General features: G+C 71.2%; 15 protein-coding genes, 5 tRNA genes and 1 pseudogene. 10 read left to right on the top strand and 11 right to left on the bottom strand.

Features of this window, described 5'->3' with window-relative positions; all coding sequences use genetic code 11:
- The first annotated feature begins 138 nt into the window (after positions 1-138).
- Positions 139-632: pseudogene (locus QFZ64_RS24860) on the top strand (hypothetical protein).
- Here QFZ64_RS24860 and QFZ64_RS24855 read toward each other — a convergent pair.
- From QFZ64_RS24855 to QFZ64_RS24825, 7 genes are all read right to left on the bottom strand, one after another.
- Positions 595-667 (bottom strand) — tRNA-Glu (locus QFZ64_RS24855). The pseudogene QFZ64_RS24860 and the gene QFZ64_RS24855 sit on opposite strands and share 38 nt — an antisense overlap.
- A 45-nt stretch (positions 668-712) precedes the next feature.
- A tRNA-Gln gene (locus tag QFZ64_RS24850) sits at positions 713-784 on the bottom strand.
- 20 nt (positions 785-804) lie between these two features.
- Positions 805-877 (bottom strand) — tRNA-Glu (locus QFZ64_RS24845).
- A gap of 29 nt (positions 878-906) precedes the next feature.
- Positions 907-979, bottom strand: a tRNA-Glu gene (locus QFZ64_RS24840).
- Positions 980-1,022: 43 nt separating this feature from the next.
- Positions 1,023-1,094: transfer RNA gene (locus tag QFZ64_RS24835), tRNA-Gln, on the bottom strand.
- Positions 1,095-1,229: 135 nt separating this feature from the next.
- Positions 1,230-1,898 (bottom strand): DUF4241 domain-containing protein, encoded by a 669-nt coding sequence (locus QFZ64_RS24830; protein ID WP_307069277.1) that lies wholly within the window; start codon positions 1,896-1,898, stop codon positions 1,230-1,232.
- 386 nt (positions 1,899-2,284) lie between these two features.
- Positions 2,285-2,923, bottom strand: coding sequence for a TetR/AcrR family transcriptional regulator (locus QFZ64_RS24825; RefSeq protein WP_307069275.1), 639 nt, complete (start codon positions 2,921-2,923; stop codon positions 2,285-2,287).
- Between the two features lie 92 nt (positions 2,924-3,015).
- On the opposite strand from QFZ64_RS24825, the gene QFZ64_RS24820 reads away from it, so the two are divergent.
- Entirely contained in the window at positions 3,016-4,200 is a 1,185-nt protein-coding gene (locus tag QFZ64_RS24820) for an NAD(P)/FAD-dependent oxidoreductase (protein WP_307069273.1), read from the top strand.
- 64 nt (positions 4,201-4,264) lie between these two features.
- On the top strand, positions 4,265-4,516 hold the full coding sequence (locus tag QFZ64_RS24815) for a hypothetical protein (RefSeq protein WP_307069271.1): 252 nt from the start codon (positions 4,265-4,267) through the stop codon (positions 4,514-4,516).
- Positions 4,517-4,641: 125 nt separating this feature from the next.
- On the opposite strand, the gene QFZ64_RS24810 is transcribed toward QFZ64_RS24815, so the two are convergent.
- Positions 4,642-5,271 (bottom strand): TetR/AcrR family transcriptional regulator, encoded by a 630-nt coding sequence (locus QFZ64_RS24810; RefSeq protein ID WP_307069269.1) that lies wholly within the window; start codon positions 5,269-5,271, stop codon positions 4,642-4,644.
- Positions 5,272-5,340: 69 nt separating this feature from the next.
- Between QFZ64_RS24810 and QFZ64_RS24805 the strand changes: the two genes are divergently transcribed.
- Entirely contained in the window at positions 5,341-6,210 is an 870-nt protein-coding gene (locus tag QFZ64_RS24805) for a ketopantoate reductase family protein (RefSeq protein WP_307069267.1), read from the top strand.
- A 237-nt stretch (positions 6,211-6,447) separates the two neighbouring features.
- Positions 6,448-6,603, top strand: a complete 156-nt coding sequence (locus tag QFZ64_RS24800; protein WP_307069265.1) for a hypothetical protein — start codon at positions 6,448-6,450, stop codon at positions 6,601-6,603.
- A 60-nt stretch (positions 6,604-6,663) separates the two neighbouring features.
- Here QFZ64_RS24800 and gltX read toward each other — a convergent pair whose 3' ends face one another.
- The 3 genes from gltX to QFZ64_RS24785 all read right to left on the bottom strand — a co-directional run bounded on the left by gltX (position 6,664) and on the right by QFZ64_RS24785 (position 9,386).
- Positions 6,664-8,151: a glutamate--tRNA ligase gene (gene gltX / locus QFZ64_RS24795; protein WP_307069263.1), complete on the bottom strand. Its 1,488-nt coding sequence runs from the start codon at positions 8,149-8,151 to the stop codon at positions 6,664-6,666.
- Entirely contained in the window at positions 8,144-8,929 is a 786-nt protein-coding gene (locus tag QFZ64_RS24790; protein WP_307069262.1) for a fumarylacetoacetate hydrolase family protein, read from the bottom strand. Before QFZ64_RS24790 ends, gltX begins: the two co-directional genes overlap by 8 nt.
- Positions 8,930-9,197: 268 nt before the next feature.
- A complete protein-coding gene (locus tag QFZ64_RS24785; RefSeq protein ID WP_307069260.1) occupies positions 9,198-9,386 on the bottom strand; it encodes a hypothetical protein in 189 nt (62 codons plus the stop codon).
- A 603-nt stretch (positions 9,387-9,989) separates the two neighbouring features.
- Between QFZ64_RS24785 and QFZ64_RS24780 the strand changes: the two genes are divergently transcribed.
- The 5 genes from QFZ64_RS24780 (at position 9,990) to QFZ64_RS24760 (ending at position 19,421) form a co-directional block, all read left to right on the top strand.
- Positions 9,990-14,138, top strand: coding sequence for a nitrate- and nitrite sensing domain-containing protein (locus QFZ64_RS24780; protein WP_307069259.1), 4,149 nt, complete (start codon positions 9,990-9,992; stop codon positions 14,136-14,138).
- A gap of 9 nt (positions 14,139-14,147) precedes the next feature.
- Positions 14,148-14,561, top strand: a complete 414-nt coding sequence (locus QFZ64_RS24775; protein WP_030382516.1) for a roadblock/LC7 domain-containing protein — start codon at positions 14,148-14,150, stop codon at positions 14,559-14,561.
- A gap of 110 nt (positions 14,562-14,671) precedes the next feature.
- Positions 14,672-15,070 (top strand): DUF742 domain-containing protein, encoded by a 399-nt coding sequence (locus tag QFZ64_RS24770; protein WP_006139628.1) that lies wholly within the window; start codon positions 14,672-14,674, stop codon positions 15,068-15,070.
- Entirely contained in the window at positions 15,051-15,626 is a 576-nt protein-coding gene (locus QFZ64_RS24765) for an ATP/GTP-binding protein (protein ID WP_006139629.1), read from the top strand. The genes QFZ64_RS24770 and QFZ64_RS24765 overlap by 20 nt, the downstream gene beginning before the upstream one ends.
- A 450-nt stretch (positions 15,627-16,076) precedes the next feature.
- Positions 16,077-19,421 carry a nitrate- and nitrite sensing domain-containing protein gene (locus QFZ64_RS24760; RefSeq protein ID WP_307069256.1) on the top strand — a complete coding sequence of 1,115 codons (3,345 nt, stop codon included), beginning with the start codon at positions 16,077-16,079 and terminating at the stop codon, positions 19,419-19,421.
- Positions 19,422-19,431 lie beyond the last annotated feature (10 nt).

Raw genomic sequence — 19,431 nt, 5'->3', positions numbered from 1 at the left:
CGGACAGTGCCGCTGTCCATGTTCGGACAGCGGCACTCTCCGACGGGGATCGCAAGGGATACGGGAAGCGCGGGCGGCATGCGACTGTCGGAACCGAGCGAGCACAGCGGGGGCTCGACCGCGACGATCAAGTAGTGCCTGCGGGAAGGCCTGTTGCCGCCCGGCCTGCGGATCACGGCCACCCGGGCCGGGTACGACGAGGAGCGTCTGCGCCGGCCGCGTCTGGTGCGGGCGCTGATCCAGGTGGGCCGAATCCCGGTGAACTCGGCACGGGGGGGGTGCTCGCCGCCCTCCAGAACGAGCGGCTGGACCGTAACGAGCGGCTGGGCACCGCCGGCTGGGCCCTGCCGCACAGGCCCGCCCCGGAGCGGATCGCCGCCGCCGATCTCGACCCGGTGGAGCGCTACCGGACGCCGGACGAGCAGGTGGAGGCCGCGGTGGCGCTGACGGTGCTGTACGAGCCGGTACTGCTCAGCCCGCGCCGGCTCGCGGAAGCGGGGGAATCGCGGTGGCGGTTCTGCGAGGAGCAGGCCCGCGTCCGTCGGCGGACACGACGAAGGACCCTCCCGAGGGAGGGCCCTTCGTCTTCTCGCGTACCCCCGACCGGATTCGAACCGGCGCTACCGCCTTGAGAGGGCGGCGTGCTAGGCCGCTACACAACGGGGGCGTGGATCTTGCGAGCGTCCGAGTACCGAACCACCGCAGATCCGAGCTGGTCTACCAGGACTCGAACCTAGACTAACTGAACCAGAATCAGTCGTGCTGCCAATTACACCATAGACCAATGTGGTTTAGACCAGTTCGTACCCCCGACCGGATTCGAACCGGCGCTACCGCCTTGAGAGGGCGGCGTGCTAGGCCGCTACACAACGGGGGCCCTAGCGGCTCCGACATGATCGGAACCCGTACCCCCGACCGGATTCGAACCGGCGCTACTGCCTTGAGAGGGCAGCGTGCTAGGCCGCTACACAACGGGGGCTTCGCGGATGAGATCCGCAGGTGCAGACTGAAGCGTCTGCGAGCTGGCCTACCAGGACTCGAACCTAGACTAACTGAACCAGAATCAGTCGTGCTGCCAATTACACCATAGGCCACTGGAACGCAAGCCCCTGCAGGCTTTTCGTTCTAGTACTGCGCCGCCGGTTCCCGGTGCCTCTCGGCCCGCTCGCGGTGGCGCAGGAAGAACATTACCCGAAGGTGGACGGCGCTCCAAAACGGGTTGTGACGGCTCAGCCCCCGTCGGGGCCCGGAACCACGAAGAAGTCGGTGAGGTAGCAGGTGACCTCGCCCGCCGCCGAGCGCCCGATCCAGGTGGGGTACGCCCCGTCGCCCCAGCCGGAACTGAACGCCGCCAGGTTGTGCCCGGAGTCCGGGGCCGTGACCAGGTGGGGGCCGGGGGCCCAGCCGCTGTTCTCGAAGGCGTCCCACAGCGGCCCCTCGTCGCCCTCCGCCTCGGGGAAGGAGGCGTCGGCGGCCGCGTCGTAGAAACAGCCGGCGCCGGCGTCCACGCCGTAGCCGTAGAACTCGTCCTCGCCGAGCGCGGCGGGGTCCTGGCCGGGGCACAGCGCGGGCTCCCAGTGGACGGTGGGCTCGTCGCGGACGACCAGGCGGGCGGCGGCGACGCGCAGGTGCGGCTCGTCGGACGGGGGCTCGTCGGGCTCGGTCAGGGTCGCCACGGCGGCCTCGACCGAGTAGCGGCCCGGCTCGACGGACACGGTGAACGGTTCGGTCTCGCCGCGCCCCAGCGAGACGAACGGGTCGCACGCCACGACCTGCCCGGTGGGCAGCCACAGTTCGCCGCCGCCGGCCACATGGATCGTGCCGACGGTTCCGGAGTCGTACGCGAAGGTGGAGCCGGGGGTGAACAGCCACGCGTAGTCGCGTGCGGTCATCGGCATGACGGGGACCTTCCGTGGTGCGTCGCCCGTGCGGCCGGGGGCGAGGCGGGCGAGGGACGGTGGAATGCCGAAGACTAGTCTCAAGGCCGTGAGGTTCGCGGCCGGGTGGCCCGCTCATGGATCGGCAGGCCCGGCCGAGGGGCGACGGGCCCGGCCGAGGGCCGGCGGGCGCGAGGGTTCGGATGCCGGTAATGGCCTCGCAGCCGGTCCGGTCGCAGTCCGCGGCATCACAGGGGCGAGCAACTCCCACTCCGGATCGCCGAGTTCGTACGACGCTGCACCCCACCACGATCCGCCGCCCGCACACACGAGACTGCGGCGTGCGGCCCGTCCGCCCCGGCAAGGCCTCGTCCTCGGCCCGCGCGGGATCGACGCGAGGCGGTCCCTCAGGATTCGTCCGCCGGTCGTGACGCCGGTCCGGTCAGTCCGTACAGCAGCAGGTCCGTGAGGTTGTCGATGACGTGCCGGTCGTCCTCGCCGCCGGGGGGCGTGAGCACGGCGTAGTTGAGGGTGACGAGCATCGCGCCCATCGCCACCGCGACGGACTCGGGATCGCCGGGCAGCCGGTGTCCGCGCTCGGCCAGGTACTCCAGGTGTTCCCGGATGGTTGCCGTCTGCTCGCGCAGGTCGCGCCAGACCCTTCCCGTGCCGGGGTCGTCGGCCACCATCGCCTGGAACAGCGCGAGCGTGACCGGGCGGTTCTGCCGCATCACCGTCCATGCGGCACCGACGTGGTCGCGCAGTTGGCCGCGGTCGGTCAGGTCGTGGTCACGAGGGTGCTCCAGGCCCCTCATGCGCGCGTCGATCGCCCCCTCCATCTCGGCGAGGAGCGCCTGCAACAGCTCGTCCTTGCCGGCGAAGTGTTCGTAGAACGCGCCGGTCGAGCGCCCGGCCGCGGCGGTGATGTCGGTGATCTTCGTATTGAGGTAGCCGCGCTCGCTGAACAGCCCTCGTGCCGCGTCCAGCAGCGCGGCACGGGTCTGGGCCGCCCGGATCTTTCGACTGGCGGCACTCGCCTGCGGCATGTCGTCCTCCATCGGCTCTTGACAGGCGCCAGCGTATCGGAACAGACTTTCACCGAATCCAAATTCAGTGAAAGTCGATTCGGGGAGACATCATGCGGACGATCGTGATCGGTGGCGGGGTGGCCGGACCCGCCATCGCCCTCGCACTGCGGCAGATCGGGCACGAGGTGACCGTCTACGAGGCGTACGAGGTTCCGGTCGAGGAGGTCGGCGCCCACTTCAGCCTGGCGGTCAACGGCCTGCGCGCGCTGGAGAAGCTGGGCTGCCTGGACGCCGTGCAGGCAGCCGGACACCCCATCGACCGGATGCGGTTCCACACGGGGGGCGGCCACCTCTTGGGCGACGTGCCACGCCTTCGGCGCGGCGCCGACTCGATGCGCAGCGTCGCGCTCCCGCGCGGACGGCTCGTGGGGCTCCTGCGGCGCGCGGCGCTGGACGCGGGCGCGCAGATCGTCACCGGCGAACGCCTGGTGGGCGCGACGGAGTCGGCGAACGGCGTGGTGGCCGAATTCGCCTCCGGCAGGCGCGAGACCGCGGAGCTGCTCGTCGGCGCCGACGGCATCTGGTCGACCGTGCGCGGGCTGATCGACTCGTCCGCGCCGCGCGCGGAGTACGCGGGGCTCTACGGGGTCGCCGGAATCTCCACCATGACGGGTGTCGAGCCCGGTGTCTGGGACCTCACCTTCACGCGCAACGGTGCCTTCGTGTACACCAGCATCGACGAACAGACGCAGTGGTGGACGGCCCAGATCGGGGATCCGGTCAAGCCCGATCTGCGAGGCGTCGACGACGAGGAATGGCTGCGGCGCGTCACCGAGCTGTTTCCGGAGGCGGGGCCGAGGGCCCTCCTAGGAGCCACGACATCGATAGTCGCGTCCGGCCACCTGAACGTCTGCGACCCGATCGAGAAATGGCACAGCGGGCGGATGGTCCTGGTCGGCGACGCCGCCCACCCCGTCGGCGTCGGACACGGCGCCTCGATGTGCATCGAGGACGCACTGGAACTCGCGGTGGCGCTGAGCAGCGCCCCGACCGTCCCGGCGGCGCTCAAGGCCTACGACGAGACACGCCGCCCGCGCATCGACAAACTGCTCAAGCACGGGCACAACGCCCGCGAGAGCAAGCGGCCCGGCGCCGTGAAGCGACAGATCAACGCGGTGAAGATGCGCGTACTCCTCCCGCTCTTCGAACGGGCGCAGGGATACCTGTACGACTACGAGCCGCCCTCCCTGCCCGCCGTGGGCGCCTCACCATCCGCCACGAGCCGGCTGTCCTGACCCCGAGCGGTGTCAGCCCCGGTCCGCGGGCCCGACGCCTCACTCGACGGATGACACTCCCCGTGTGGCGCCGCGCCGACGACGGCGCGGCGCCACACCCATCGAGAAGGAGGAGCGGTTGCTCACCTCGCGAGTGAGGAAGAACCTTGCCATCGGGCTGGTGATCACGGTCGTCATGACGGCGCTGTCGGTGGTCGTCGCGGACGACGGCAGCAGGGTGGAGGAGCTCAGGAAGTCGCTGATGGTGGGCCTGTCGGTGACGGGGACAGTGACAGCGGCCACCTGGTTGCTGCAGCGGAGGCGTTCGGCACCATGACCGGCGTCCGGACGCCCACCGCCCTCGGCCGCCGGAGCCGCAACGCGCGAACCATGTGGCCGTCCCTTCGGGGGCGGCCACAGACGCGCTGCCAGGAGGGCCCGGAGGCGTTGGCCGGGAGATCGTCAGGGCCGGACCGGTGGCGCACTCATCGCTGCCGTCAGGAACGCGATCGCCCATCGCCGGGCCGCCTCGCCCGTCACCGGGACCTCGCAGCCGGGGGTGGGCCGCTGATGGACCTGGAGGCGGTCGACGGCTGTCACGGCGAAGATCCCCCGCATCCGGAACGACAGCTCCTCCGTGGAAAGGCCGGGCAATGCGCGTGCGAAGGCCGTGAAGTAGCGCTCGCGGACCGAGTCCTCGGCCGTGCCGGTCCAACTGCGTGCCTCCTCGGCCGGATCGCTGAGGATCGTCACGATCAGCCGGGACCTCCGGGCGCCACCCTCGTCGCCGGCCGGCATCCCGTCGAACAGCGGCCCCGCGAACGCCTCCACCAGATCACCGACCGGCGGGTCGGGGGTGCGGGCGAGCAGTGCGTCGAGCCCGGCGCACTGGGCGGCGACGATGGGCTCGACCACACGGCGGACGACTGCCGCCATCAGTTCCGCCTTCGAGCCGAAGTGGTAGCCGACGGCGGCCAGGTTCGCTCCGGCGAGTGTGGTGATCGCGCGGATCGAGGTGCCGCGGTATCCGTGCTCGGCGAAGAGGTGCTCAGCCGCGTCGAGGATCTGACTGCGGGTGTCTGGGGTCGCCACACCAAGGACTCTACATATGTTTGAATGAAACGAACGTATGAATCAATCGAACGTATGAAGGAGGCTGGCGTGAAGCTGCTCGTCTACGGCGCCGGGGTGTGCGGCAGCCTGTTCGCCGTCCAGATGCACGAGGCGGGCCACGACGTCTCGCTCCTCGCCCGGGGCGAACGCCTGACCGCCCTGCGCCGGCATGGCGTGCGGCTTGCCGAGGAGGACGGCCCTGTCAGGCAGGTGCCGGTACCGGTGACCCGACAGCCGGACGGCGAGTACGACCTGATCACCGTCTTCGTCCGCGCCCACCAGGTGGATGCCGTGCTGAAATCACTCGCCGGTGTCCGAGGTGATGTGCTGTTCCTGCTCAACTGGGCAGCCGGCCCGGAGCCGTTGGGTGCGGCGATCGGCCACGAGCGGGTGCTGCTCGGCTTCCCCTCGACCGGCGGCACGACGGACGGCGACGTGGTCCGCCACCGCAAGGCCGACTTCCTCACCCGCCGGGTCGCGATACCGATCGGGGAACCCGACGGGCGCACCACCCCGCGACTGGAACGGATCGTGGAGACGTTCCGTACCGCGGGGATCAACGCCAAGGCCGAGCCGCGGATGGATGCCTGGCTCAGGACACACGCCGCGTTCACGGTCCCGCTCGGTCGAGCAGCATACGCGGCGGGTGGCCCGGTGGCGCTGGCCGGCGCCCCGGACGCGGTACGCGGCATGCTCCACCTCATGCGACAGAACCTCGCCGCACTGGAGACGCCGCCGGTACCACGCGCGTTCACCGTGCTGCGGGCTCTGCCGCAGGGGCTCCTCGTGGCCGTGCTCCGACGCTTCCTGAAGAGTCCGACGGCCGTGCACAGCGGACTCGACGACCTTTCGCCCGCCACGGCGGCCGAACTCGAGCGGCTGGCCGAACAGCTCCGCGCCCGCGCGGGAGTCCTCTGAGCGCCCCGTGCGGCCGGCACGGCCTCACGGGCCGCAGCGGACCAGGCCCGGCGGGGCCGTCCTGCCCCACCCTCGGTGGGGCACGGTCCTGCGCACCGGCCTCGCGAAGGTCACCGTCGGCGAGGGCGGCGGCGACGGCACCCGGCTGTCGTACGTCTTCGACCCGGAGCGCGAGTCCTTCGCCGCGTTCGCCGCAGCAGCGGCGACGACCGCCGGCCCGTCCGGCAGGGCGGCCCCGTGGCTCTGTGGGACGACATCGAGCGGTCACTCGTCGCCTGGCAGGACGCGGGAAGTCCCGAGATCACCGTCGTGCGGCTCCGCATCACCGCCGAGGCGCGCACGTACTGGACCGAGGGCGATCCGTCGCTGCGGTGGCGGCACCGGATCGGCTGAGCAGCGGGGGCGGTACCCGGAGGTTCGTCGGGTGCCGCCCCCTTCCGTGCGTCGCGGTGGTTACGCCGTCAGGCGGGTCAGGGCCGCGTCGATACGGGCCAGGGTCTTCTCCTTGCCCAGGACCTCCAGGGACTCGAAGAGGGGAAGTCCCACCGTGCGGCCGGTGACGGCCACGCGGACGGGGGCCTGGGCCTTGCCGAGTTTGAGGCCGTGGGCCTCGCCGGCGGCGAGGACGGCTTCCTTCAGGGAGTCGGGGGACGTCCAGTCGGCCGCGTCCAGGTTCTCGCGGGCCGTGCGGAGGAGGGCGTCGCTGCCTTCCTTCATCGCCTTCGTCCACGACGCCTCGTCGAAGACCGGCTCGGCCAGGAACAGGAAGTCGACGTTGTCCGTGATCTCGGAGAGGACCTTCAGACGGGTCTGGGCGTGCGGGGCGATCGCCTGCCACTTGGACTCGTCGAAGTCCTCCGTGGCCCAGGGCGCGAAGGGGGCCTTCAGCCAGGGGGCGCAGCGCTCGGTGAAGTCCTTCACGTCGAGCAGGCGGATGTGGTCGGCGTTGATCGCCTCGGCCTTCTTCAGGTCGAAGCGGGCCGGGTTCGGGTTGACGTCGGAGATGTCGAACGCGGCGACCATCTCCTCGACCGAGAAGATGTCCCGGTCGGCGGAGAGGGACCAGCCCAGCAGGGAGAGGTAGTTGAGCAGGCCCTCGGGGAGGAAGCCGCGCTCCCGGTAGAGGTTCAGGGAGGCCTGCGGGTCGCGCTTGGAGAGCTTCTTGTTGCCCTCGCCCATGACGTAGGGGAGGTGGCCGAAGTGCGGGACCCGCTTGGCGACGCCCAGCTCGATCAGGGCCCGGTAGAGGGCGATCTGGCGGGGGGTGGAGGAGAGCAGGTCCTCGCCGCGCAGGACGTGGGTGATCTCCATCGCCGCGTCGTCGACCGGGTTGACGAGGGTGTAGAGCGGGGCGCCGTTGGCGCGGACGATGCCGTAGTCCGGGACGTTCTCCGGGAGGTACGTGATCTCGCCGCGGACCAGGTCGTCGAAGGTGATGGCCTCGTCGGGCATGCGGAAGCGGACGATCGGCTCGCGGCCCTGCGCCTTGTACTCCTCGACCCGGGCGTCGCTCAGGTCGCGGCAGTGGCCGTCGTAGCCGGAGGGGCGGCCGGCGGCGCGGGCGGCCTCGCGTCGCTCCTCCAGTTCGGAGGTGGTGCAGTAGCAGTGGTACGCGTGGCCCGCGTCGAGCAGCTTCCGGGCGACCTCCTTGTAGAGGTCCATGCGCTGCGACTGGCGGTACGGCGCGTGCGGGCCGCCCGTCTCGGGGCCCTCGTCCCAGTCGAAGCCGAGCCAGCTCATGGCGTCGAGGAGCTGCTGGTAGGACTCCTCCGAGTCGCGGGCCGCGTCGGTGTCCTCGATACGGAAGACCGATGTACCGCCGGTGTGCCGGGCGAACGCCCAGTTGAACAGGGCCGTGCGGACCAGGCCCACGTGGGGGTTACCGGTGGGCGAGGGGCAGAAACGGACACGGACTGCTGAGGGGACGGGTGCGCTAGCCACGCTTGACAACCTTGTTGGTGAGAGTGCCGATGCCTTCGATGGTGACGGCGACCTCGTCGCCGACGTGGAGGGGGCCGACCCCTGCCGGGGTGCCGGTGAGGACGACGTCGCCGGGGAGCAGCGTCATGGCCTCGGAGATGTTGACGATCAGGTCCTCGATGGGGTGGATCATCTCGCTGGTGCGGCCGAGCTGGCGTTGTTCGCCGTTGACCGTGAGCTGGACGGTCGCGTCGTTCGCGGTGGCGAGGTCCATGTCCGTCTCCACCCAGGGGCCGAGCGGGCAGGCGGTGTCGAAGCCCTTGGCCCTGGCCCACTGCTTCTCGCGGCGCTGGACGTCGCGGGCGGTGAGGTCGTTGGCGCAGGTGTAGCCGAGGATGACGTCCTTGACGCGGTCGCGCGGGACCTCGCGGCACATGCGGCCGATGACGACGGCCAGCTCGGCCTCGTGGTGCAGGTCCTCGGAGAAGGAGGGGTAGGCGATCTCGTCGCCGTGGCCGATCACCGAGGTGGAGGGCTTGAAGAAGGCGAACGGGGCGTCCGGGACGTCGTTGCCGAGTTCGCGGGCGTGCTCGGCGTAGTTGCGGCCGAAGGCCACGACCTTGCTGGGGAGCACCGGGGGGAGCAGCCGCACCTTGTTCAGCGGGACCTTGGTGCCGGAGAGCTCGAAGTCCGCGAAGGGGATGCCCTTGATGATGTCGAGGACGAGCTCGTCGGGGCGGTCGCCTTCGACCGCCCCGAAGGCGACGTTGCCGTCGATGGAGAACCTGGCGATGCGCACGGGATGCTCGCGCCCCTTACCTGTTGCCTGATCGTCTGTGCCGGGTGGGCCGCCCGTGGCGGGCGGGCCGGCGGGTCCGGTGACCAGGCTAACGTGCGGGGGTGGGGGTTCGCCCGGGATGGTTTTCGCCCCCGCCGCCCTTATTTTCGCCCCCCCGCCCTTGCCCTTCCCGTCCCTTCAGGGCTCCGCCCCTGCCCCGAGGGGGGTGCGTAGCCGGCTGACCGCCGGTGGGGGTGCGCCGCGCGGTTCCCCGCGCCCCTCAAGTGGGCTACTCCGCAGCCGACGCCTGGACGGGGATCTCCATCAGTACCGTGCGGCGGGGGTTGGCGGTCTGGGTGGGGAGGTCGACGGTGTGTTCCGGCTGCTCGGTGGGCTGCAGTTCCTCGGCGTCCGCCAGGTGGGCCAGCGTGGTGCGGCGCGGGTTGGCAATGTTGTGGAACATCATCGTCGTCTTCACGGTTGTACTGAACCTCGTCGGTGAGAGCGCCCCGCGGCGCTCCACTGAGGGGGCCGCTCCGGGCGGGTTGTCGGATTCGCCATCTCTGTAAAGCGTCAGGCTAAACATCCAATTCCCGGGGGAAGTCGTGAAGACGCCCTGATCCCCATGTGAGTTTGCTCACTTACCCACCCATAAAAAGGTCGAATCGGACCCTTATCTTCCGGTAACGAAAGGGACATAACTGGCTATCTGGCCATTCCGCTCCTGATCATGGCGACTGGGACACCGTGCGCGGGTCAACGGCTCGTAGGGGTACGTCCGTTATGTACGCACGCCCTCTCTACGCCCGGTGATTCACCCCTCACGTCGCGTCACCGTGATGACGGGCTTACCCATGGGCCTTGTTGGAGATCCTGCACTGTGCTGGAATCTCACGGACCGCCGCAGGATCGAGCCGGCGCACAGGGGGCGCACCAGCGCCGGGGTGGCGGCGAGATAGGGGGAACCAGCGCCGGTCACTCACGACCACCATGGGGGGCGTATTTCAGGGCGCCCCCTACGACGCCGACACCGTCCCGCCGTTCACGCGGAGGGGCGCCTGGTCCAGAGGTTGCGACGCTAGTGCAGGGACGTTTCAAGAGGGATGGCAGTGCTTCGGCGGAGCCGGAGCCGCACGGCGGGACTGGCCCCAATGCCGGCAGTTCCTCCCCCCAGCGCGCCCAGAACCCGGCGCCCACGGCCGGGCCCGACTCCTCCGGTCGTCCGGGCGGGAACTCCACCCAGGGCCGGACGGGCGGTTCCGCCGCGGCCGCTGGGCGCCCCGGCGCGTCCCCCGACGCCACGCTGCCACCGGTCAAGCCCAAGGCGGACGGTCCGAGCGGCCCCGGTCCGCGAATAGCCCTGCGCAACTGGCGCATCTCCACTCGTCTGGTCTCGCTGCTCGCGCTCCCCGTGGTCGCGGCGACCTCGCTGGGCGCCCTGCGCATCAGCGACTCCATGGACCAGATCCAGCAGCTCGACAACATGAAGCTGCTGACGGACATGACCCAGCAGGCCACCGAGCTCGCCGCCGCGCTGCAGAACGAGCGCGACCAGTCGGCCGGCCCGCTGGCCAACGGCGCCAAGGCGAACGACTTCACGGTCAAGGGCGCACGGGACCGGACCGACCAGGCGCGCGTCAGCTTCGTCGACGCCACGCAGGCGGTCAACGACGCGTCCAACGACGGCGGACTGTCGGGTGTACGCGAGTCCGTCGTCGGCCTCGTGGGCGAGCTCGGCAACCTCAACTCGATCCGCAACGACGCCTACCAGGACAACAAGAACGCCGCCCAGACGGTCGAGGCCTACCACCGGCTGATCACGCAGCTGCTCGACCTCTCGCAGAACATGGCGCAGGCGACCAGCAACCCGGAGATGATCCAGCGCACCCGCGCGCTGACGGCCTTCTCCACCGCCAAGGAGTACGCCTCCGAGCAGCGCGCGGTCATCGCGGCCTCGCTGCCCACCACGAACGACAGGTTCGGCAAGCTCTCGGACAGCGACCGGCAGTACGGCCAGTCGGCGCTGGAGGGCGAGAACTCCGAGATGAAGAGCTTCTCGGACATCTACAGCGGCAGCGCGACGGACCTCCTGGCGCCGATCTCCGACGGCAACGCCACGATCAAGGCCTCGGACAACTACGCGACCCGCGTCCTGCGCAACCCCGACGGCATGCGCACGCAGTCCAAGCGCTCGTACAAGGACTGGGTCGACGACGACTCCGACAAGCTCCTGCTGATGTCGAAGATCGAGACGACACTGCTGAGCGAGATGGAGCAGAAGGCGCGTGAGCTGCGCAACGAGTCGCAGCAGGAAGCGATCCTCTCCGGTGCGCTGATCCTGCTCGTCCTCGGTGTCTCGCTGGTCGGCGCCTTCATCGTGGCCCGGTCCATGATCCGCTCGCTGCGCCGGCTGCAGGAGACCGCCACCAAGGTCGCCCAGGACCGGCTGCCCGAGCTGGTGCAGCAGCTCTCCGAGTCCGACCCGCAGGACGTCGACACGTCCGTGGAGTCGGTCGGTGTGCACTCCCGGGACGAGATCGGCCAGGTGGCCGCGGCCTTCGACCACGTGCACCGCGAGGCCGTCCGGCTCGCCGCCGAGCAGGCCCTGCTGCGGGGCAACGTCAACGCGATGTTCACCAACCTCTCGCGCCGGTCGCAGGGTCTGATCCAGCGTCAGCTCTCGCTCATCTCCGAACTGGAGTCCCGCGAGGCCGACCCGGACCAGCTCTCCTCGCTGTTCAAGCTCGACCACCTCGCGACCCGTATGCGCCGGAACGGCGAGAACCTCCTGGTCCTCGCGGGCGAGGAGCCGGGCCGCCGGTGGACCCGCCCGGTCCCGCTGGTCGACGTGCTCCGCGCCGCCGCGTCCGAGGTGGAGCAGTACGAGCGCATCGAACTGGCCGCGGTGCCGACGACCGAGGTCGCCGGCCGCGTGGTCAACGACCTCGTCCACCTGCTCGCCGAGCTGCTGGAGAACGCGACATCGTTCTCCTCCCCGCAGACCAAGGTGAAGGTCACCGGTCACGCGCTGCCCGACGGCCGCGTGCTGATCGAGATCCATGACACCGGCATCGGTCTCTCCCCCGAGGACCTCGCGGCGATCAACGAGCGGCTCGCCTCGCCGCCCACCGTGGACGTCTCCGTCTCCCGCCGCATGGGTCTGTTCGTGGTCGGCCGGCTCTCCCAGCGCCACGGCATCCGCATCCAGCTCCGCCCGTCGGACTCCGGCGGTACGACGGCGCTGGTCATGCTCCCCGTCGACGTCGCCCAGGGCGGCAAGAAGCCGCAGGGCAAGCCCGGCCAGGGCGGCCCCACCGGTGGTCCGGCGGCGGCCGCCGCCGCGGCCGGCGCGGCCGCGGCCCGGCGCCAGAACGGCGGCCCGCAGAACGGCGGCCCGCAGGGCGGCGACTCCGCGGGCGGCGGTCTGCTCGGCGGGGCCCCTCAGCGCGGGCAGGTCGGCGCGGGCCAGGGTCCGCGGGTGGCACTGCCGGGTGCGGGCCAGGGCGGCCGGCCGGGCGGACCGGGCGGTGCCCGGGGTCAGCAGGGCGGCGGTGCCCCCTCACTGTTCGAGCAGAACGCCTTCGAGCCCGGTTCGTCCGGCGCCCCGCAGGGTCGTCCGGCCCCGGCGGGCGCGGGCGGCGGCTACGGCCAGGGGGCGCCCGGCGCCCCGCAGGGGATGCAGGCGGCCCAGGCCTTCCAGGACTCCGGCACGCCGCGTCGGGACGGGGCCGACGCCCGCCCCGCGGCCGAGGCTTCCGGGCAGTCCGGCCAGGCCCCGCAGGAGCGGCGGCCGAAGGGCTCCGGTGGCCGGCGCAGGCCGCTGCTGCCCGGCCGCGGCGGCCCCCGCGCGGAGCTGCCCGGCGGCAACCCGCAGCCGCGTACGCCCAGTTGGGGCGACGAGAACGCGCAGCCGACGCCGCGCCCCTCGCTGGACGCCCCGCGCGGCCACGAGGAGCCGGACGCCCTGTCGTCGACCTCCCGGATGCCGCGCATCGACGACCGGCAGGGGCCGGGCTCGACCGCCGAGATCCCCCAGGTCGGCGCCCCGTCGTACGACGGGTTCGACGACCGGCTGAACAGCCGGCTCGACGACCGGGCCACGAACGTCACGAACCAGAACACCGGCGGCGACTACTCCGCCCCTGGCGGGGAGTTCCCGCGCAGGGACACGGGCGGCCGGCAGGACACCGGAGCGTACGTCCGCCCGGACGTGTTCGGCGCCCCGCAGCAGAACGCGCCTCACCACAACGCGCCCCAGCACAACGGCCTTCAGCACAACGGCTCGCAGCAGGACGGTTACCCGTACAACGCCGCGCAGCCGGGCGCCCCGCGCCCGGACCGGGCGGGCGGCCCGGCCTCCTACCCGGGCCAGGACAACGGCCAGTACGCCCCGCAGCGCGGCCAGGACACCGGCCAGTACGCCCCACAGCGCCACGGCCAGGACAACGGCCAGTACGCCGCCCCGCACCAGGCCCACGACACCGGGCAGTTCCCGGCCGCCGGCCAGGGACAGAACCGGGGCCAGGGCCGGGACAACGGCCAGTACGCCCCGCAGGGCTACGCCGCCCAGGACCCCTCGTCCACCGGCCAGTTCCCGGCGCAGGGCTACGCCGCGCAGGATCCCTCCTCCACCGGCCAGTTCGAGCGGCCGCAGGTGAACGGCGGCGCCGCCGACTTCGGCGCGCCCCGGCCGCCCGCCCCGCAGCGTCCGGTGCACCGCGAGCCGGAGGCGCTGCCCCCGGCCTCCGGGCCGGGCGACGGGCGGACCCCGCTGTACGACAACCTCGAGACCAACTGGTTCCACGGCGCGGGCCGCGCCGACGAACCGCAGCAGCAGGTGCCCGCCCCGGCACCCCGGTCGGCGGCGGCCCGGACGCCTGCTCCCGCGCACACTCCCCAGCCCGCTCCCGAGCGGCGTCCGGCCGAGGCGGCCTGGCGCAGCTCGCCCAACGACGACCTGGTCCGGCAGGCGGAACGCGTACGGCAGCCGGCATCCGGTGGTGTCACCACCTCCGGTCTGCCGCGACGGGTGCCGCGCGCCAATCTGGTTCCGGGTACGGCACAGCAGCAACAGCACCAAACCGGTCCGCAGGTCTCGCGTGCGCCAGATGACGTACGCGGCCGGCTGACCAATCTCCGACGGGGCATCGCCCAGGGTCGTCAGGCCGGTCCTCCCGGTAGCGGCCAGACCGGCAGCTTCCCCAGCCCCACTCACCAGCAGGAGCGTTAGTTGAGCCCGATGAGCCAGGCGGCACAGAACCTCAACTGGTTGATCACCAACTTCGTGGACAACACCCCCGGGGTGTCCCACACCGTCGTCGTGTCCGCCGACGGACTCCTTCTGGCGATGTCCGAAGGGTTTCCGCGGGATCGCGCGGATCAGCTCGCGGCCGTCGCGTCCGGTCTCACGTCGCTGACGGCCGGGGCCTCCCGGATCTTCGAGGGCGGCAACGTGGCGCAGACGGTCGTGGAGATGGAACGCGGCTTCCTCTTCCTCATGTCCATCTCCGACGGCTCGTCCCTGGCCGTGCTCGCCCACCCCGAGTGCGACATCGGTCTCGTCGGCTACGAGATGGCGCTACTGGTCGACCGTGCGGGCGCGGTGCTCACACCGGACCTGCGCGCCGAGCTCCAAGGCAGTCTGCTCCACTGATCGGCCCGGTACCACCCACCTCACCAAATCACCGTCCGGCCGCCACAATCCCCCCACCGGCCCCGTCAGACGGCAAGACCGACCGACCTGCTGTCCCGCCCGGAGGATCCATGACCCCGCCCACCGCCTCTCATGATCCGTACGCCGAGCCGTACGGGGACGAGGGCGACCAGCCGCTGGTACGTCCGTACGCGATGACCGGCGGCCGGACGCGGCCGCGTTACCAGCTGGCCATCGAGGCGCTCATCAGCACGACGGCCGACCCGGCGCAGCTCATGGGGCTGCTGCCGGAGCATCAGCGGATCTGCCACCTCTGCCGTGAGGTGAAGTCGGTCGCGGAGGTCTCGGCGCTGCTTTCCATGCCGCTGGGTGTTGCTCGGATTCTTGTCGCGGACCTCGCCGAGGCCGGTCTTGTCGCGATCCACCAGCCCGGTGGCGACGAGAACGCCGGTGGCGCTCCGGACGTGACGCTGCTCGAAAGGGTGCTCAGTGGACTTCGCAAGCTCTGACGGGGGTCGCGCGACGACCTCCGCCAAGATCGTGGTGGCGGGCGGTTTCGGCGTGGGGAAGACCACGTTCGTCGGCGCCGTCTCCGAGATCAACCCGCTGCGCACGGAGGCCGTCATGACCTCCGCGTCGGCGGGGATCGACGACCTGACCCACACCGGGGACAAGACCACCACCACGGTGGCCATGGACTTCGGACGTATCACGCTCGACCAGGACCTGATCCTCTACCTGTTCGGCACCCCGGGCCAGGACCGGTTCTGGTTCATGTGGGACGACCTGGTGCGCGGCGCCATCGGCGCGGTGGTGCTCGTGGACACCCGGCGCCTGGCCGACTGCTTCCCCGCGGTCGACTACTTCGAGAACTCCGGGCTGCCCTTCGTCATCGCCCTCAACGGCTTCGACGGCCAGCAGCCCTACAACCCCGAAGAAGTACGCGAAGCCCTCCAGATCGGCCCCGACGCCCCCATCATCACCACGGACGCCCGACACCGCGCCGACGCCAAGTCGACACTCATCACCCTCGTCGAGCACGCGCTCATGGCGCGCCTGCGGTAACCGCGAGCGACTGACGCGACCGAGGTAGTCGACACGGACGAACGGAGCACGTGGGTCACTCACGTCGTACGGCACTTGTCGTACACCTCGACGTAGAAGCGGCGGAGCCGGCTGTGGTGTTTGACACGGTCGGCCCCGCTGTTCATAACGTTTCGACGTAGAAATCGGCCTGCGCCGACACGCGTCGCGGTCGCTCGGTGCCCCTGCGCGCACGAAAGCCCCGTCTTTTGGCGGGGCTCGCTCTTTATGACCGTTTTATCTGGGCCTTACATCCCTCGGAATCGTTGCTTTCCGATGTTTGGAAGACCAGAGGTCCGCGTGCTGGAATGCCTGAACTGCCCAGTAGTCAAGGACGTACAGGTCCGTGCAGGTCGAGATACAGGTCATCGACAGGGCTCCGGAGACACCGCGGCACGACGTCGGTGCCGTCGCCGAGAGGTTGTTGGTCGAGTGAGGCGAAGCAAGAACGGTCCCGAGCCGTCGGCACGGGGCAACTTCACCCCGCCGCCGCGCGGTGCGGCGTCCGCACAGGCTTCCGGAGCGGATTCCGCGGCGCCGCCCAAGTCCGGTGGCCGTCTCTCCCCCCGGAACTGGCGGGTGCCCACCCGGCTGAACGCGATCCTGCTCATACCTGTGGGTGTCGGCCTGGTCATGGGCGGCTTCCAGGTGAAGAACTCGATCGACACCTGGAACGAGGCCCGGGACGCCGAGAGCACCGCACGGCTGGTGCGCGCCTCCCTCACCTACGCCGACGCCCTCTACCAGGAACGGGACGTCTCCGCCGCTCCCCTGCTGCAGGGCAAGGGCGCCAAGGACGCCACCGTCGTCCAGGTCCGCGCCAACACGGACCAGGCCGCCGACGCCTTCGACCGGGCGGCCAAGGACATGCCGCACAAGCCGGGCCTGGAGCGCCGGCTCGCCATCTTCCGCAAGTCCGAGACCGGGCTCGTCCCGCTGCGCCAGGCCGCGTACACCCCGAAGCTCACCGGCGTGCAGACGGAGGAGGGCTACGTCGAGGTCGCGCACCCGCTGATGGAGTTCGCCAACGAGCTCGGCCTGGGCACCGGCAACATCACCAGTTACGGCCGTACCGTCTACGCGATCTCGCTGACCAAGGCGGCGCTCTCGCTGGAGCGTTCCATCGGCACCCATCTGCTCCTCAAGCCGGGCACCTCCGAGGACAGCCTGGGCAAGCAGCGGGTGGCGCTGTCCTCGTACGCCTACCTCGAGAACATCGCCGTCGAGGAGTACATCGGCGGCGGCACCGAGCAGGACGCCGCGAAGCTGGCCGCCGCGAAGAAGCAGATGAAGCGGGACGGGCAGGAGCAGGCCAGGAAGGCCGCCGAAGCCGCGCAGGCCAAGGGCGAGACGTACGTCCCGCCGCCCGCCGACCCCACCAAGATGGTGTCGGCGCTGGCCACGCTGCCCTCCACCGACCAGACGGCCCGCGCCCGGCTCGCCGGCAAGGGCATCACCGCGGAGAACTGGTGGGGGGCCAACACCCTCCGCTACGACGCCTACCGCAAGATCGAGTCGGACCTCACCGACAACGCGGTGTCGGACGCCTCCGCCATCGCGGACGACGCCAAGCAGTCCGCGTTCCTCACCGGCGGCATCGTGGTCGTCGCCCTCCTGGCCGCGTTCCTGCTGGCCGGGCTCATGGCCCGGCAGATGAGCCGCTCGATGCGCCGGCTGCGCAACGCCGCGTTCAGCGTGGCCGAGCAGCGGCTGCCGATGCTGGTCGACCAGCTCTCGCGGACCGATCCCGGCCGGGTCGACACCCGGGTCGCGCCCATCCCGATCGCCACCACGGACGAGATCGGCGAGGTCGCCCGCGCCTTCGACCAGGTGCACCGCGAGGCCGTGCGGCTCGCCGCCGAGCAGGCCCTGCTGCGGGGCAACATCAACGCGATCTTCACCAACCTCTCGCGCCGCAACCAGTCGCTGATCGAGGGCCAGTTGACCCTGATCACCGACCTGGAGAACAACGAGGCCGACCCCGACCAGCTGGAGGCCCTCTTCCGGCTGGACCACCTGGCCACCCGTATGCGGCGCAACGGCGAGAACCTCCTCGTCCTCGCCGGTGAGGAGCCCGGCCGCCGCTGGGACCAGCCGGTCCCGCTGGTCGACGTGCTGCGCGCGGCCTCCTCGGAGGTGGAACAGTACGAGCGCATCGAGCTGTCCGGCGTCCCCGAGGCCGAGATCCACGGTCGCGCGGTGACCGACCTCGTGCACCTGCTCGCCGAGCTGCTGGAGAACGCCACCACGTTCTCCTCCCCGCAGACCAAGGTCCGGGTGACCGCGACCAGGCTGCCCGACGGCCGGATCATGACCGAGATCCACGACAAGGGCATCGGTCTGACCGCCGAGGACTTCGCCGACATCAACCACAAGCTGGCCAACCCGCCCACCGTGGACGTGGCGATCTCCCAGCGCATGGGCCTGTTCGTGGTCGGCCGGCTGGCCGACAGGCACGGCATCCGGGTCCAGCTCCGCCCCTCCGGCGAGCAGGCCGGCACCACCTCGCTGGTCATGCTGCCGGACGCGATCACGCACGGCGGCGGTGGCGAGGCCGGGCACCCGGTCGGCGACGAGTTCACGGTCTCCCAGCTCATCCCCGAGCAGCCCTTCCCCGGCGAGAGCTTCGCGGGCCCGCCCCTGCGCACCGCCGCCGAGCTGGGCTTCGACGACAGCCGTTACGACGGGGGGCCGGACGACCTCCGCGACCTGGACCCGGTGGGCCGCTCCCTGGCCCGCGGCGAACGCCGGGCCGCGCTGGAGGCGCAGGCCCAGACCGAGCCCACGGCGGACGGCTCCGAGCCCGCCCAGGCACGGCAGCCGTACCCGGACGACTTCGCCGCGCAGTACGAGGCCCAGCAGCAGTCCGCCTACGACGACGGGCAGGGCGGCCAGGACGGCCAGGCGGCCGGCTACCCACAGACGCCGACGGCGTACGGGACGGGGCAGGGCTACGCCGACCCGGCCACGGGCTACGACCAGCCGCAGCCGGGATACGACCGCCAGGGTGCGTACGAGCAGCCGCAGCAGCCCGCGTACGGCGAGACGTACTTCGCGCCGGACTCGGCGCCCGGCGGCGGCGGGGACTTCCCGGCGACCGGCGGCTACCCCGAGTCGGGGTATGCGGAGCCCGCCCAGGACGCGCAGGCACCGGCCGGACCCGCGGCCCCGGACACCCGTTCGGGACTCGACACCGGGGCCTACCAGGAGGACTGGCCGCAGCAGGAGGAGTACCCGGGCGGATATCGCTCCGAGTACGCTCCGGAAACGGAATCCTCGCAGGCCGCTGACGTGGGCGAGTCCGACCGCGTAGGCTTCGACCGTCCGGGGCCGGCCCCCGCCGTCGGCCCTCAGCTGACCGACGCCGGACTGCCCCGCCGCGGTAGCCCCGCGGCCGGTGTGAACGGCGCCGGGGCGCGACAGCGGACGGCGGCACCCGAACCTCCGGCGGCGCCGGTGGAACCGGGCGGCGACTGGCGCTCGGCCAACGACGAGCGCTGGCAGCACGCCTCCCAGCTCCGTAAGCCCAAGGCGGGCGGCGTGACCGCCTCCGGGTTGCCGCGCCGGGTCCCCAAGGCGAACCTCATGGAGGGCGCCGCGGAACCCACCGAGCAGGGGGGCCCACAGGTCTCCCGCGCCCCCGAGGACGTGCGGGGCAGGCTGAGCAACCTGCGCCGGGGCGTCCAGCGGGGACGCAGCGCAGGAAGTGACAAGAACGGCCAGGCCACAAGGAATGAGCACAGTGGCCCTGACAGCACCTACAACCAGGAGCGTTAGTGTGAGCCCG

It is taken from the genome of Streptomyces sp. B3I8 (assembly GCF_030816915.1).
Lineage (GTDB): Bacteria > Actinomycetota > Actinomycetes > Streptomycetales > Streptomycetaceae > Streptomyces.
Note: the sequence above shows the minus strand (reverse complement) of the source record. Positions and strands in the feature narration are given on the sequence as shown.